Annotated in this window: 14 protein-coding genes; 7 read left to right on the top strand and 7 right to left on the bottom strand. The window is 64.2% G+C overall.

Annotated elements, in window-relative coordinates:
* Positions 1-83 precede the first annotated feature (83 nt).
* From YUA_RS51145 to YUA_RS0122875, 3 genes are all read left to right on the top strand, one after another.
* Entirely contained in the window at positions 84-248 is a 165-nt protein-coding gene (locus YUA_RS51145) for a hypothetical protein (protein WP_198029491.1), read from the top strand.
* 228 nt (positions 249-476) lie between these two features.
* A complete protein-coding gene (locus YUA_RS0122880; RefSeq protein WP_027532797.1) occupies positions 477-1,208 on the top strand; it encodes a 4'-phosphopantetheinyl transferase superfamily protein in 732 nt (243 codons plus the stop codon).
* Positions 1,205-2,185, top strand: coding sequence for an LLM class flavin-dependent oxidoreductase (locus tag YUA_RS0122875; protein WP_027532796.1), 981 nt, complete (start codon positions 1,205-1,207; stop codon positions 2,183-2,185). The genes YUA_RS0122880 and YUA_RS0122875 overlap by 4 nt, the downstream gene beginning before the upstream one ends.
* Positions 2,186-2,344: 159 nt before the next feature.
* Here YUA_RS0122875 and YUA_RS0122870 read toward each other — a convergent pair whose 3' ends face one another.
* The 3 genes from YUA_RS0122870 to YUA_RS0122860 all read right to left on the bottom strand — a co-directional run bounded on the left by YUA_RS0122870 (position 2,345) and on the right by YUA_RS0122860 (position 6,478).
* Positions 2,345-3,370 carry a histone deacetylase family protein gene (locus YUA_RS0122870; protein WP_027532795.1) on the bottom strand — a complete coding sequence of 342 codons (1,026 nt, stop codon included), beginning with the start codon at positions 3,368-3,370 and terminating at the stop codon, positions 2,345-2,347.
* A gap of 134 nt (positions 3,371-3,504) precedes the next feature.
* Positions 3,505-4,446 (bottom strand): SMP-30/gluconolactonase/LRE family protein, encoded by a 942-nt coding sequence (locus tag YUA_RS0122865; protein ID WP_027532794.1) that lies wholly within the window; start codon positions 4,444-4,446, stop codon positions 3,505-3,507.
* Positions 4,403-6,478, bottom strand: coding sequence for a PQQ-dependent sugar dehydrogenase (locus tag YUA_RS0122860; protein WP_027532793.1), 2,076 nt, complete (start codon positions 6,476-6,478; stop codon positions 4,403-4,405). The genes YUA_RS0122865 and YUA_RS0122860 overlap by 44 nt, the downstream gene beginning before the upstream one ends.
* Before the next feature lie 207 nt (positions 6,479-6,685).
* On the opposite strand from YUA_RS0122860, the gene YUA_RS0122855 reads away from it, so the two are divergent.
* The 3 genes from YUA_RS0122855 to YUA_RS0122845 all read left to right on the top strand — a co-directional run bounded on the left by YUA_RS0122855 (position 6,686) and on the right by YUA_RS0122845 (position 8,958).
* Positions 6,686-6,919, top strand: a complete 234-nt coding sequence (locus YUA_RS0122855; protein WP_027532792.1) for a hypothetical protein — start codon at positions 6,686-6,688, stop codon at positions 6,917-6,919.
* Positions 6,920-6,928: 9 nt separating this feature from the next.
* Positions 6,929-7,105 carry a hypothetical protein gene (locus tag YUA_RS51140; RefSeq protein ID WP_198029490.1) on the top strand — a complete coding sequence of 59 codons (177 nt, stop codon included), beginning with the start codon at positions 6,929-6,931 and terminating at the stop codon, positions 7,103-7,105.
* Between the two features lie 263 nt (positions 7,106-7,368).
* On the top strand, positions 7,369-8,958 hold the full coding sequence (locus YUA_RS0122845; protein WP_027532791.1) for a gamma-glutamyltransferase family protein: 1,590 nt from the start codon (positions 7,369-7,371) through the stop codon (positions 8,956-8,958).
* 203 nt (positions 8,959-9,161) lie between these two features.
* Here the strand turns inward: YUA_RS0122845 and YUA_RS0122840 are convergent, their stop codons facing one another.
* The 4 genes from YUA_RS0122840 to YUA_RS0122825 are packed head-to-tail and all read right to left on the bottom strand — an operon-like array spanning position 9,162 to position 12,623.
* Positions 9,162-10,445: an FAD-binding oxidoreductase gene (locus tag YUA_RS0122840; protein ID WP_027532790.1), complete on the bottom strand. Its 1,284-nt coding sequence runs from the start codon at positions 10,443-10,445 to the stop codon at positions 9,162-9,164.
* Between the two features lie 12 nt (positions 10,446-10,457).
* A complete protein-coding gene (locus YUA_RS0122835) occupies positions 10,458-11,189 on the bottom strand; it encodes an amino acid ABC transporter ATP-binding protein (protein ID WP_027532789.1) in 732 nt (243 codons plus the stop codon).
* Entirely contained in the window at positions 11,186-11,839 is a 654-nt protein-coding gene (locus YUA_RS0122830) for an amino acid ABC transporter permease (RefSeq protein WP_027532788.1), read from the bottom strand. Before YUA_RS0122830 ends, YUA_RS0122835 begins: the two co-directional genes overlap by 4 nt.
* Before the next feature lie 25 nt (positions 11,840-11,864).
* Positions 11,865-12,623, bottom strand: coding sequence for an ABC transporter substrate-binding protein (locus YUA_RS0122825; protein ID WP_027532787.1), 759 nt, complete (start codon positions 12,621-12,623; stop codon positions 11,865-11,867).
* A 161-nt stretch (positions 12,624-12,784) separates the two neighbouring features.
* Between YUA_RS0122825 and YUA_RS0122820 the strand changes: the two genes are divergently transcribed.
* On the top strand, positions 12,785-13,444 hold the full coding sequence (locus YUA_RS0122820; protein WP_035971666.1) for a helix-turn-helix domain-containing protein: 660 nt from the start codon (positions 12,785-12,787) through the stop codon (positions 13,442-13,444).
* The last annotated feature ends 7 nt before the right edge of the window (positions 13,445-13,451 follow it).

Raw genomic sequence — 13,451 nt, 5'->3', positions numbered from 1 at the left:
CTTGATTATTTGGCGCTCGCCGCGCAAGATTATTCCTGCGTTTTTGATTTGGACGATTATTTTCAACCGGGGGAGTGCTTATTATGGGTTTCATCAAATTTACCAAGGGTACCTCGCTGAGTGACAAGGACCGCAAGTCGCTTCAGAAGCTTCTTACCGTCGAGAAGAAGAAGCTCCAGTCCGCGCTGAAGGACGTCGACGCCAGCCTTTCGATGCTGGGCGGGAAAAAGGCCAAGAAGAAAAAGTAAGATTAGTCGGCCGGGACGCCGCACGAATCTTCAATTTCATTTTCAAATCTGGGCCGCTCGCCTGTCGAGTTGGGGTCTCGCACAAGCTTGGGCCTGTAAACCGGCCAGCAATCGACAAGAATTTGCCTGGGTGGACCGCTAGAAGCGGACTGCTCAGTTGCTTCCTGCTCGGTTGATTCTTCGGTCAGGGCCGGATTTGGCCTCCGCCTGACGCTATGGGCCCAATTGATGGCAGACGACGAAATTGAACTGTTTGTCGGACTGATCGAGAGCATCGACACGCCGGGCGCGGTCGAGGCATGCCGCCGGCTGCTCTCGGTCGACGAACGGATACGCGCCGACCGCTTCATGTTCGAGCGGCATCAGCGGCAATATATCTTCGCGCACGCGATGTTGCGCCTCGCGCTCTCGCATGCGGCGCCCGAGGTCGAACCGACCGACTGGTCGTTTTCGACCGGCCGCTATGGGCGGCCCTTTGTCGCGGCGCCTGCGACCTCGATGACGCTGCATTTCAGCCTGTCCCATGCCGACGGCTGCGTGGCTTGCGTCGTATCGAGGCACGAGACCGTCGGCGTCGACGTCGAGACCGTGTCGCGGCGCGTCGCACCGCTCTCGACCGCGCTTCGCTTCTTTGCGCCGGAAGAGGTCGAGACGCTGCGCGGCCTGCCGGAGCCGGCTGCGATCGAGCGCTTCTTCGACTATTGGACGCTGAAGGAGGCCTATCTGAAGGCCAGGGGTTTCGGGCTCAATCTACCGCTCGACGCATTCGCGATGCAGGTGTCGCGGGAAGCGATCGAGATCAGCTTCAAGCCTGATATCTCCGATGATCCCGCTGGCTGGTGCTTCTCGCTGTGCTCGCCCTCGCCCTCACATCGCCTGGCGATCGCCGACGGCTCCCGCGCGGCCGGTGGCCTTCGCATCACCCGTAACGCCTGGCCGCTCCAGGAAGCGGCGGAATGAATCCGGCGCGGCTGCGCGTCTTTCCCGCGATCTCGCGCAACCGCGATCCCAAGCAATATGTCGGCGAGCTGATGCGGGTGGCGGAATTCGCCGACCGCAACGGCTTCGAGGGCATTCTGCTGTTCGAAGGCAATGACGTCTTCGTCGAGCCCTGGGCGATGGCCCAGCACATCACGGCCGCGACGACCCGAAGCTCGCCGCTGATCGCTGTCAATCCGGTCTACATGCACCCGTTCACGGCGGCGAAGCTCGTGTCGTCCTTCGCGCAGCTCTACGGCCGCAAGGTCTACCTCAACATGATCACGGGGACCGCGATCAGCGATTTGCAGGGGCTGGGCGACGAGCAGTCGCATGCCGACCGCTATGTCCGGCTCGGCGAGTTCGTCGCGCTGATGCGCCAACTGCTCGCGAGCCCACGCCCGGTCAATGCCGACGGCCGATTCTACCGCACCAGCAATCTGCAACTCCGGCCGCGGCTGCCGGCCGAGCTGATGCCTGAATTCCTGATCGCGGGGCAATCGGACGCCGCGCAGCGCGTCGCAGCTGAGACCGACTGCATCAAGATGCAGATGCTGCCGCCCGACCTCGATCGCGGCCTCAACGCCCCCGGAATGAATTTTGGAATATTCGCGCGCGAGAGCAGCGAGGAGGCGCGACAGGCCGCGAAGGCCCGCTTCCGCGACAACCCTGACGACCGCGAGCTGCTCGCGCTCACGGTGGAGAATTCGGATGCCGTCTGGAAGCGGCGATTGTATGAGGGGCAGAGCGGCGAGCTCCAGAACAACGGCTATTGGCTGCTGCCGTACCTCACCTTCCAGGCCGACTGCCCCTATCTCGTCGGCAGCTATGCCGAGATCGGCGCGAAGCTGAAGGAATTTGCAGCGAAGGGCCTCACCACGATCATGCTCGACATGGTCGCGGACGACACCGAGATGCAGCACGTCTGCAAGGCGCTGAGGGCGAGCGGGATGTTCTGAGGACTGATGCCGCCAATCCAATCTCTCTCCTTCTCGCAAGGCTGCATCCAAATCGTCATTGCGAGCGCAGCGAAGCAATCCAGAGTCGTCGCGAGGAAAGATTCTGGATTGCTTCGCTTCGCTCGCAATGACGGAGAATGACGAGTTGTTCCGGGCGCCTCACCGCGCCTCTTCGAAGCCCGCGAGCACCGAGGTCAAATTCGCGCCAAGGATATCCGAGAGATAGCCGCCTTCCTGCACGAAAACGGTCGGCAGGCCCATCTTGGCGATGGCCTGGCCGATGCGGCGGAAGCCGGGCGTGGTGACGGCGAGGCCCTTCAGCGGATCGTGCTCGGAGGCGTCGAGGCCGAGCGCGATCACGAGTGCGCCAGGCGCAAAGGACTCGATCGCCTTGCGCGCGACATCCATGGCCTGGATGTAACCGTCATCGCTGGTGCCGATCGCCAGCGGAATGTTGAGATTGGTGCCGAGGCCGGGACCTTCGCCGCGCTCATGCGCATAGCCCCACACATACGGATAATACGCGATCGGATCGGCGTGGATCGAGATCGTGTAAACATCCGGCCGCGCGTAGAAGATGCCTTGTGTGCCGTTGCCGTGGTGGACGTCGACGTCGAGGATCACGACGCGCTCGTGCTTGAGCCGCAGATGTGCCGCGGTAATCGCGCTGTTGTTGAGGAAGCAGAAGCCGCCGGCCATGTCGCGATAGGCATGATGACCGGGCGGACGGCACAGCGCGTAGGTCGCGTCCTCGCCGTCCATCACCATCTGCGCCGCGGTGACCGCAACATCCGTCGCCGCGCAGGCGGCGGCCCAGGTGCCGGGACCGATCGGCGCCGCGGTGTCTGCGGTGTGCCAGCCGAGCTTGCCTACGATATGGGTGGGATAGGTCGCGGCATGGCGTACCGGATGGACGTTACCGATCATTTCCGGACCGGAATCGCCGAGCGCCGTCCAGGCATCCCAGGCTTCACTCAGAAACGACAGATATTCGGGGCTGTGAATCCGCGCGCGCGGGCCTTGGCCGAACTTCGTCGGCTCAACCAGTTGATGCTTGCCGTCCTTCAGGCCCTTGAGCAGGCGGTCTGCGCGCTCGGGCTGTTCGGTGGTGCGCTTGACGACGCCGCGGACCAGGAAGAATTGCGGATCGTGGCTGCGGTGCAGTTCGGTATGGACGGCTTTCACTCAACACTCCGTGGTCGCGTGCTCTCTAACGATGCCACGGAATGTCTAAATCCCGGCGGCGGCCAGATGCAAGCAAGAAGAATGCCGCCTTCGCGCTGCGGCCCTGCGTCAAGAGCAGAGCGCCTTTGACGAGCCTAGCAGCGTCCGCGCTGGAGACAGTGCTCGCGGCCCTGTTGATCCGTGCGGAAGGATTCAACGAAGCCGCCCTGGCGCTGGGTGACGAAGACGGTCTTGCCGTCGCTGCCGCCGAAGGCGAGGTTGGTCGGCTCCTTGCCCTTCAGCGCGATCTCGCGCTCGACCGTCCCGCTGGCCTTCATCAGCGCGATCGTGCCCTTGAGGATGCGCGCGACGTAGAGGCGGCCGGCAACGTCGGTGCGCAGGCCGTCGATGGTGTCGGGCTGGAACGTCTTGACGAGTTTTGCGTCGGCGAGCTCGCTGCCGCGGATGGTGTAGGACCAGACTTGGCCATTGCTGGATTCACCGACATAGAGCGTCTTGCCGTCGGGGCTGAGATCGATGCCGTTGGTGGTGCCCATCGCGCGCGGCGCCGACATGATTTGTCCCTGCACCGATCCGTCGGCAGCCTTGGCGATGCGCCAGATGTAGCCTTCCCGGCCCTTCCAGTTCGGATCGCTCGCATAGATCGTGCCGTCGCGAGCGATGGTGATGTCGTTGGGCTGGTTCATCTCGTCGGAATGAAACCAGACTGCCGGCTCGGTTGCGCCTTTCGCGATCGCGAAGATGTTGTGCTTCTTGTAGTCGGCGATGAACATCGTGCCATTGCGATCGAAGCGGATGGCGTTGCCGACGCTGCCCTCGGGGAGCACCGTGAAGGCTTCCGACGCCGCGCCGCCTGCCGGCAATCGGCCGATGGTGCCGGGCCTGCCGAAATTGACGACAAAGAGATTGCCATCGAGATCTGCGGCGGGTCCTTCGATGCCGAAGGTATATTCGCCGGCCGGCGTCACTTGCACGCTTTCGAACAGCTTCGTCTCGGCTGCGACGAGCGGCGTCGCGACGACGAGCAGGATGCTACTGCACAGGCACCAGAAATTCCTGCCGGATGTAATAGCCATCGTCGTCGCTGCACTCGCCATTCAAATAAGGATCGGCCGGCCGGAAGAATCTGCTGAAGCCCGGTTTGTCTACAGCGTTCCTTTGTGTCACGATAACGACCTTGGCGGCCGGTATTTCGCCGCATTCCTTGTTCGCCTTGCTGAAGAATTTGCGCTGCGGCAGACCGAGCTTGACGCGCATCCGCGTCCCCGGAACCATCCTGGCAACGAGCAGATCCGCGGTCGTGAGCAGCGCAGCATAACCGGGCTCGGTCTTCGGCAGGCTCTCGCCCCCGGGCGGCATCAGCTTCTCCGCACCGATGCCGCGCAGCCGCGTGCGCAGCTTGCCGGACTCGGGATCGCCCGGATAGATCCAGCCATCCTGCGACAGCATGAAACGGAGCACGGTCGCGTCCTTGTCGGCATCCGACTGCCCCGCCTTCAGACCGAAATCGGAGTGACAGCCGAGGCAGTGCTTTTCAACGAGGTTTTTGCGCAGCGCGGTGAGCCGGGTCTTGTTTTGCGCATCCTTCGCGACGAAGGCGGCGAGCTGGTCGATCAGCGCCTGGCTGCGGGTATCGCAGGGCAGCGGCGGCGGTGGATCGCCTGCGGCGCGATCGATCCGGATGATCGTCTGGTTCTTGTCCTCGACCAGCCAGATCGCACCATCTTCTGCGACCGTCATGCCAACCGGCGCGCCTTGCGGGCGCGCACCATTGACGCGGTGCCAGCCAGCGATCAGCTCCTCGAACGGCGCGGCGGCGACATCTCCCGCGTCGGTCTGAAAATTGTGGGTCGGATCGGCCGCACAACTGACGTGGTAGCGCACCGGCGCCGGGGCGGGTTTTGGAAAACCGTGATCGTCGACGTCGTAGACCAGGACGCGGCTGCCGGTCGGGCGATAGCCGTGCAGGCCGACCAGCAGCTTGCCTTCGAGCTCGGGAAACTTCGTGCCGTGATAATACAGCATCGCCAGCGGCGCACCGTGCGGCGGCAGCAGCGAGAACGGCGCCTTATAGAGCGCGTTCGCCGTGCAAAGGGATTTATAGACACCGGATTGCAGCACGAGCCTGAACTCGGGGCTCGGCGTCGACAGGTCATAACAATACGGCCAGCCATAATGCCGGCCCTGCTCGATCGCGTTGATCTCCTCGTTCGGCTTGAAGATATCGGGCAGGTCGCGGCCGTTCTCGCCTTGCAGGAAGGCGTAGCCCGCATCGGGAAAATTCGGGTGCAGCGCCAGCGCCATCGAATTGCGCAAGCCGCGCGCGTAGGTCGTGTGCGGCGGATCGGGATCATTCGGCTTCAACGCCGGGAAGACGCCGCTCGACGGCGGCGTGAACAGCCAGATCGCGGCCATGGCGGAGGCACCTTCAGCCGCCGCGCAGGGCTTCGTGATCGGCGCCGGCGTGATGCAATCGTCGCTGTGGGCGCCGACATTGACGAACAGCCGCCCGCTCCTGTCGAAGACGAACTGCTTGAGCGGATGCGCGCTCTCATCGAGCCTGGTGCCGTCGGGCAGCGTGACGCGGCGGCCCGGCATGTGACGAATGATCGTCTCGACCGTGCCGCGCGGATTGTCCGCGAGTGGATCGAAGCGGAAGATGGTCTCGGCGGTCGAGGCATAGAGTTTTTTGTCCGGGCCGATCACGAGGCCGAACGGATATTCGAGCCCGGTCAGGAGCTCCTTGAACCGCTGGCCGCCGGCGGCGTGCGGATCGAGCAGCAGCAGCCGGCCATCGGTGTGGCCCCAGCCGCCCATGTCGGCAATCACAAACAGGTCGTGGCCCGGCACCTGGGTGATCGACCGCGGAAATTTCAGATGGTCTTCTTCGCTGGCGACGAGGCCCGCACAAAAGCCCGCCTTCATGTCGATCTGGACCTTGGGAAGGGCGAGATCGTCGCTGCCACAGGCCTCCGTTCCCACCGCGTAGCCGCTTTTCCTCACCGGATCGGACGCGGCCACTGAGCCAAAGCCGAGCAGGACCGCCGCGAAGGCGACGACACCCACGCACAAGCTTCGGCGCCCATCCTGAAATGTGAGCTGATTCACAGCGGCCTCCCCGGCTTTCGGCCGCGAGTTGTTCCACGCCGCTTTGGCGCCGTCCAGTTGAACATCACTCCCCTGTGATCAAACCCGCAGGGCTCTTCGTGCCGACCAATCCCCGTAGATTCCCTTACCGGGCTTGGCCCGAATATTCTTCGACTGTTTCGGATGGTATCGATATGCCGTCCAAATCGCTTTCCAGAGGAGGCGTGTATGGTTCAGATGTATTTCCACTGCTCGAATGCCGAAGGCACGCTGATCGATCGCTACGGCATGGCAGTCGCCAACCTGACCGAGGCGCGCGACCGCGCCGCCCAGATCATGCGCTCGATGATCGAGACGCCCGGCGCCGAGGATTGGCGTGATTGGGTGATCCATATCAGCGACGACGATGGCGAGGAGATCTTCGATCTTCCCTTCACCGCCATGCTCGGCAAGCCGCATTGAGGTGATGCCATGCTGCTCGCTTCTTTGACCCTGCTCCGGCAGCCCTTCGCCTTCGTCGCCACCAAATGGCAGAAGCTGGTGCGGATCGCAGGCAACCCCTACCGCCCCGAGCTTCACTACATGCGCGGTCCGGGCCCGAAATGGCACGCCAAATATCAGGCCAGCCGGCTGAACCGCGAGCTCTGAGCCTGGCGCCTTTGCTGCTTTCCAACTGATCGGTCTCTCAACTCGTCTCATGCCCGGGCTTGTCCCGCCTGCGCGGCCAAAGCCGCTTCGGCGAGGCGAAGGCCCGGGCATTCACGTCTTTGCCTCTAGCGCGGAAGAACGTGGATGGCCGGGATGTTCTCGTTGGCGGCAATGTGCCATTCTTCGCGTGCTCCGCCAATTGCGGAGCTTCGACGTCAGCGCAACGAAGCCAAGACAAGCACAAGACAAGCACAAGCGACATCATGCCTCATCAGTTCAGCCTCAACCAAACCGTCCGCAAACCCGCCGTCACGTCCAAGGGCGGCATTGTCGCCTCGCAATCGCGGCGGGCGGCCGAGGTGGGGGCGCAGGTGCTGGCGGCGGGCGGCGATTGCGTCGACGCGATCGTGGCGACCACCTTTGCGCTGAACGTGCTGGAGCCCTGGAACAGCGGCATCGGCGGCGGCGGCGCGATGGTGCTCTACCGCGCCAAGGAAAATCGCTACCAGGTGATCGACTACGGCATGTGCGCGCCGCAGAGCCTGCGCGTGTCCGACTATCCGCTCAGCGGCGAAGGCGCAGCCTCCGACCTGTTTCCCTGGCAGCGGGTGAAGGACGACCACAACATCCACGGTCCCGGTGCGATCGCCGTGCCCGGCGTCGTCGCCGGCATGGAGGAAGCGCATCGCCGCTACGCCAAGATGCCGTGGAAGGATCTGGTGGCGCCGGCCGTCGCGCTCGCCGGCGAAGGCCTGCTGGTCGATTGGTGGACCGCACTGACGATCACGGCCTCGGCGGCCGATCTCCGGCGTTATCCCGCAAGCGCTGCAGCATTCCTGAAGGACGGCCTGCCGCCGAGCCCGCCATGGGGCATCAAGTCCGAGACCCGGCTGCCGCAGGACGCGCTCAAGGCGACGCTGTCGCACCTCGCCGAAGCCGGTCCGCGGGACTTCTACCAGGGCGACCTCGCCAAGAGCATCGCATCCGACATCAAAGCTGACGGCGGCTCGCTGTCGGTCGAGGATCTCGCCGCGTTCCGCGCCCATCTGCGCGAGCCGCTGGCGATCCCCTATCGCAACGGCAAGGTCTATGCGACGCCCGAACTCACGGCCGGGCCGACCATGGCGCATGCGCTGCGCCTGTTGCAGCAGAACCTGCAGCCGGCGAACGCGCCGGATGCAGCCGCCTATGTCGAATATGCGCGCGCCCTGCAGGCGGCCTTCCGCGAGCGACTCAAGGATATGGGCGATGCCGACGGCAAGCGCTCGCTCGGCGCCGAATATCTCGCGCCCGCCTGCACGACGCATTTCTCCGTGGTCGATCGCCACGGCAACATCGCCGCGGTGACGCAGACGCTGCTCTCGTCGTTCGGCTCGAAATATGTGACGCCGCACAGCGGCATCGCCATGAACAACGGCATCATGTGGTTCGATCCGACGCCCGGCACCACCAATTCGCTCGCCCCCGGCAAGCGCTGCCTCTGCAACTACACGCCTGTCATCGCCGAGACCAGGGACGGCAAGCGCCTCGCGGTCGGCGCGTCCGGCGGCCGCCGCATCCTGCCGTCGGTGATGCAGCTTGTCTCCTTTGCGATGGATTTCGACATGGATCTCGATGCCGCCATCCACCAGCCGCGCATCGACGCCAGCGAGGGCGCGGTCGTGATCGGCGATATCAGGCTGCCAGAGGAAGCACGCAAAGTCCTGGCCGCGCATTTCGACTATGAGGAGAGCCAGGTGCAGGCCTTGCCGCAAAAATTCGCCTGCCCGAGCGTGGTGATGCGCGATGGCGACACGAACTTTGGCGCGGTCGAAATCTTCCAGCCCTGGGCCGACGCGGTGGCGGAGGACTGATTAAGGAAACGCGATCGGGCCACGGGCGCTGCTGCACCTCTCCCGCTTGCGGGAGAGGTCGACGCGCTCGCAGAGCGCGCCGGGTGAGGGCTTTCTCCTCTTGGGGGTTCTTCCCAGTGGAGACAGCCCTCTCCCCAGCCCTCTCCTGCAAGCGGGAGAGGGAGCGCACCTGCTTCGCGGCCGCAGTCAAATCCTAATGCGCTCTAGATCCCCAGCCGGTCGCGCACGCGCCCCGCAATCACGGCTGTGGTCACGCCCACCGGCCAGAACGCGTGCATCGGGATCGGATTGATGCCGGTGATGGGCATGTCGATCTCGGCCTTAGCGCCGCCGATCAGGCGACGCGCGAGTTGCGCGCCCATCGCGGTCGAGAGCGCGACACCGCGGCCGTTGCAGCCGAGCGAGATCAGCACGCCCTCCGCCGGCTCGTGCACATGCGGATAGTGGTCCTTGGTGATTGCGAGCCGGCTGTTCCAGCCATGGGTCCAGGCCACGCCCTTGAGCTGCGGCCAGAGCCGCTCGGCGTAACGCATGAGATAGGCGACGTCGGATGGCGAGTTGATCCAGCGCATCGGCCCGCGGCCGCCCATCAGCAGACGGTTTTGCTGATCGATGCGGTAATAGACCGTGATGTGGCCGCTTTCGTAGAGCACTGGCCGCGTCGGCATGATCGAGCGGGCAACCTCATTGGACAATGGCGCGGTGGCCGCGATCGAGGAGAACACCGGGACGATGGAACGGCGGAGCGCCGGCCAGAGATCGTCGGTAAAACCATTGGTCGCGAGCAGCACCTTGTCGGCATGCACGACCGCGCGCGGCGTCTCGATGCGCCAGCGGCTGCCGTCGCGACGGAGCGACAGTGCCGGCGTCTCGCCATGGACCTTCGCGCCGGCGGAGATCGCGGCGCGCGCGAGGCCGCGGGCGTAGCTGAGCGGATGCAAATCGCCGCCGCGGATATCCAGCATGGCGCCGATGTAGCGGTCGGTGCCGGTCATCGCGCGCAACTGCTCGCGGTTCAGATACGTTACCGGCATGCCGCGGCGGATGCATTGCTGCGCGGTCTTCTCGATCGCGGCGGCGCTGGCCTCGTTATAGGCCGCACGCAGCGTGCCGTTCTGCCTCGCCTCGCACGGGATCTGGTAACGGCGGATCAACTCGTGCGTGAAGTTGGTGGTGCCGTAGGAGAACGCGATCATGCGGCGGCCGAGCTCGGCGCCGAAATCAGCCTCGATCTGATCGGGATCGTGCTTTAATCCGGGATTGGTGTGGCCGCCATTGTTGCCGGATGCGCCCCAGCCCGGTTCCTGCGCCTCCAGCACCAGCGCCTCGACGCCCTGCTCGGCGAGATGCAGCGCGGTGGAGAGACCCGTGTAGCCGCCGCCGATGATGGCCACGGAAACATTCTTGTCGGTATCGAGCGGCGGCGTACCCACCGGCGTGACGGCGGTGTCGGCATAGAGCGAGGGCGGCAGAGGCAGGCGCGTCATGGCGAAGTCCGGTCAGAGCGGATGCAGCACGCGGCGCAAAAAGTCCTGCGTGCGCGGATGCTGGGGTTGATTGAGTAGCGCTTTCGCAGGCCCCTGCTCGACGATGACGCCACCATCAATGAACAGCACACGGTCGGCGACGTCGCGAGCAAAGCCCATCTCGTGGGTGACGACGACCATGGTCATGCCGTCGTCGGCGAGCTTGCGCATCACGCCGAGAACGTCGCCGACGAGCTCCGGATCAAGCGCCGAAGTCGGTTCGTCGAACAGGATCGCCTTCGGCTGCATCGCCAGCGCACGCGCGATCGCGACGCGCTGCTGCTGGCCGCCGGAGAGCTGCGGCGGATGCACATCAGCCTTCTCGGCAAGCCCGACGCGAGCAAGCAGCGCGCGTCCGCGCTCGTATACCTGGGCGCGCGGCTCCTTCTTCACGAAGAGCGGCCCCTCGATGACGTTTTCCAGCACTGTCCGATGCGGGAACAGGTTGAAACGCTGGAACACCATCGAAACCTGGGTGCGGATGTTCACGATCGAGGACGCATCGCGGTCGACCTTGAGGCCTTCGACGCTGATCTCGCCGCGGTCGTAGCTTTCAAGCCCGTTGATACAGCGCAGGATGGTGGACTTGCCCGATCCCGATGGACCAATGATGCAGACCACCTCGCCCTTCTGCACGGAGGCCGTGATGCCCTTGAGCACCTCGACCTGGCCAAAGCTCTTGTGGACGTCGTTGAGCTCAATCATTTCTTGCCGGCCCGCTTCTCGAAGTGGCGGACCAGCAGGATCAGCGGAATGCTCATGGTGAGGTACATTAGCGCCACCATCGTAAACACGTTGGTGTTCTTGAAGGTCGAGGACGCGATCAGCTTGCCCTGAAGGGCAAGCTCGGCGACCGTGATCGTCGAGGCCTGCGAGGAATCCTTCAGCATCATGATCATGACGTTGCCGTAAGGAGGCAGCACGATGCGCACGGCCTGCGGCAGCACCACGCGGCGCATGGTGAGCCACCAGCCCATGCCGATCGACTGCGCCGCCTCGATCTGGCCCTTGTCGATGGCCTCGATGCCGGCGCGGAAGTTTTCCGCCTGATAGGCCGAATAGGCGATGCCGAGCCCGAGAATCGCGGCCTGCAACGCCGACAACGTGACGCCGAGATCAGGCATCACGAAGTAGAGATAGAACAGCAGCACGATGATCGGGATGCCGCGGATCACGTTGATCAGGCTGGCGCTGAGCATCGACAGCGCCTTGATGCCGGAGACCCGCATCATCGCCCAGATCAGGCCGAGCGCCGTCGAGAGCAGCAGCGAGCCGATGGTGACGACGATCGTCAGCGCGACGCCGCTCATCAGGATCGGGAAGAACTCGACGGCGTCGTGCCAAAAACCTTTCATCGGGCAGCCTTCGATACGCCTCTCATCAGCCCTGGGCCTTCAGGCCCCATTTGTCGAGGATCTTGTCGATGGTGCCGTTGGCCTTGAGTTTCGCCAGCGACGCATTGATCTTGCCGAGCAGCGTGCTCTCACCCTTGCGCACGCCGATGCCGACGGAGCCGACAGTGACCGGCTTGTAGCCGTCGATCAGCCGCACCTCGGGGAAGCCGCCCTGCTTCAGATTATAGGCCAGGATCGGATAGTCGGCGTAGCCGGCCTTGAGGCGGCCGGTGTTCACGTCGCGCAGGATGTCGGGGATGGTGTCGTAGGCCTTGACGTCGGCGAACAGGCCGGACTTCTTCAGCGCATCGACGAAGGCGGTGCCGACCTGGGCACCGACCGTCTCGCCCTTCAGATCGTCCTGCGTGGCATAGGGCTTGGTGTCGCTCTTCGGCACCACCAGGCCTTCGCCATAGGTGTAGATCGGGTCGGAGAAATCGACGACCTCTTTCCGCGGCGCCGTGATGAACATCGCAGCCGCGATGATGTCGATCTTGCCCGAGGTCAGCGACGGGATCAGCGCCGAGAACTGCATCGGCTCGATCTGCACGTTGAAGCCGGCATCCTTGCCGATCTCGGTGACAAGATCGACCATGATGCCCTGGATGGTGTTGGTCTTGGTCTCGAGGAAGGTGAAGGGAATGCCGGTCGGCGTCGAGCCGACCTTCAGCACCTGCTGCGCCGAAGCCGGCACGATGGCTGCAAGTGCGAGCGCCGCAACCGCGGCCAGACCAAAACGCTTCATCGCATCCCCCTTTGGGTCCGGCCGTTGTCGGCGCTCGCACGTCGTGGTCGCAGACGTTGCGGACCGAGCCGTTTCGGCCTATTTTCACCAATATGAAAATTTGGTCACACTTTCGCGGATGACGCAAGCGGTTTTCATGCACATGAAGGAAGCGGTTTGACGTGAGCGGTGGCAAAAGATTGCGCAAACCGGCCGCCGCAAAGCCGGCCAGGAAGGTGAAAAAGGCGACTGCGAAGCCGGCGGAGCCTGCCATGGACGTCGCGGTCGGCCGCCGCATCCGCGATCTCAGGCGTATCAGGCAATTCTCGCTCGAGACGGTCGCCGCGCGCACCAATCTGTCGATCGGCTTCCTCAGCCAGATCGAGCGCGGCCTGTCATCGCCGTCGCTGCGCGTGCTGGCAACGCTTTCCGACGTGCTCGGCGTTGGCATCGCCGCGCTGTTCGGCGCGAGCCCGAACGCCGACGGTGCCTCGGATCAGGTGGTGACGCGCGGACTGCAGCGGCCCGAGCTAAAACTCTGGCGCACGGGTGTGTCCAAGCAGTTGCTCAGCCCTGCGAGTGCCGACAACCGGCTCAATCTGTTCCTGGTGCATCTGGAGCCCGGCGGCTCGACGGGCGACGAACTCTACACCCATGACGGCGAAGAGGCTGGCCTGGTGCTGGAAGGCGAGATGATGCTGACGGTGGACAGCGAGACGTGGTCGCTGAAGACGGGCGACAGTTTTCGCTTTGCGAGCCAAAGGCCGCACCGGTTTTCCAACCCGGCGCAGGATGCGAAGGCGGTCGTGCTGTGGGTGAATTGCGTGACGGGGACGGCTTGAATTCTCC

Origin of the sequence: Bradyrhizobium sp. WSM3983 (assembly GCF_000473045.1) — a bacterium.
Taxonomy (GTDB): domain Bacteria; phylum Pseudomonadota; class Alphaproteobacteria; order Rhizobiales; family Xanthobacteraceae; genus Bradyrhizobium.
This window is presented reverse-complemented; position numbering and strand designations above follow the sequence as displayed.

Bases quoted from the DNA above. Each gene is read 5' to 3' on its own strand.
- YUA_RS0122855 (WP_027532792.1), top strand. From the start codon at position 6,686: ATGGTTCAGATGTATTTCCACTGCTCGAATGCCGAAGGCACGCTGATC.
- YUA_RS0122880 (WP_027532797.1), top strand. From the start codon at position 477: ATGGCAGACGACGAAATTGAACTGTTTGTCGGACTGATCGAGAGCATC.
- YUA_RS0122840 (WP_027532790.1), bottom strand. From the start codon at position 10,445: ATGACGCGCCTGCCTCTGCCGCCCTCGCTCTATGCCGACACCGCCGTC.
- YUA_RS0122835 (WP_027532789.1), bottom strand. From the start codon at position 11,189: ATGATTGAGCTCAACGACGTCCACAAGAGCTTTGGCCAGGTCGAGGTG.
- YUA_RS0122845 (WP_027532791.1), top strand. From the start codon at position 7,369: ATGCCTCATCAGTTCAGCCTCAACCAAACCGTCCGCAAACCCGCCGTC.
- YUA_RS0122875 (WP_027532796.1), top strand. From the start codon at position 1,205: ATGAATCCGGCGCGGCTGCGCGTCTTTCCCGCGATCTCGCGCAACCGC.
- YUA_RS51145 (WP_198029491.1), top strand. From the start codon at position 84: ATGGGTTTCATCAAATTTACCAAGGGTACCTCGCTGAGTGACAAGGAC.
- YUA_RS0122825 (WP_027532787.1), bottom strand. From the start codon at position 12,623: ATGAAGCGTTTTGGTCTGGCCGCGGTTGCGGCGCTCGCACTTGCAGCC.
- YUA_RS0122830 (WP_027532788.1), bottom strand. From the start codon at position 11,839: ATGAAAGGTTTTTGGCACGACGCCGTCGAGTTCTTCCCGATCCTGATG.
- YUA_RS51140 (WP_198029490.1), top strand. From the start codon at position 6,929: ATGCTGCTCGCTTCTTTGACCCTGCTCCGGCAGCCCTTCGCCTTCGTC.
- YUA_RS0122865 (WP_027532794.1), bottom strand. From the start codon at position 4,446: ATGGCTATTACATCCGGCAGGAATTTCTGGTGCCTGTGCAGTAGCATC.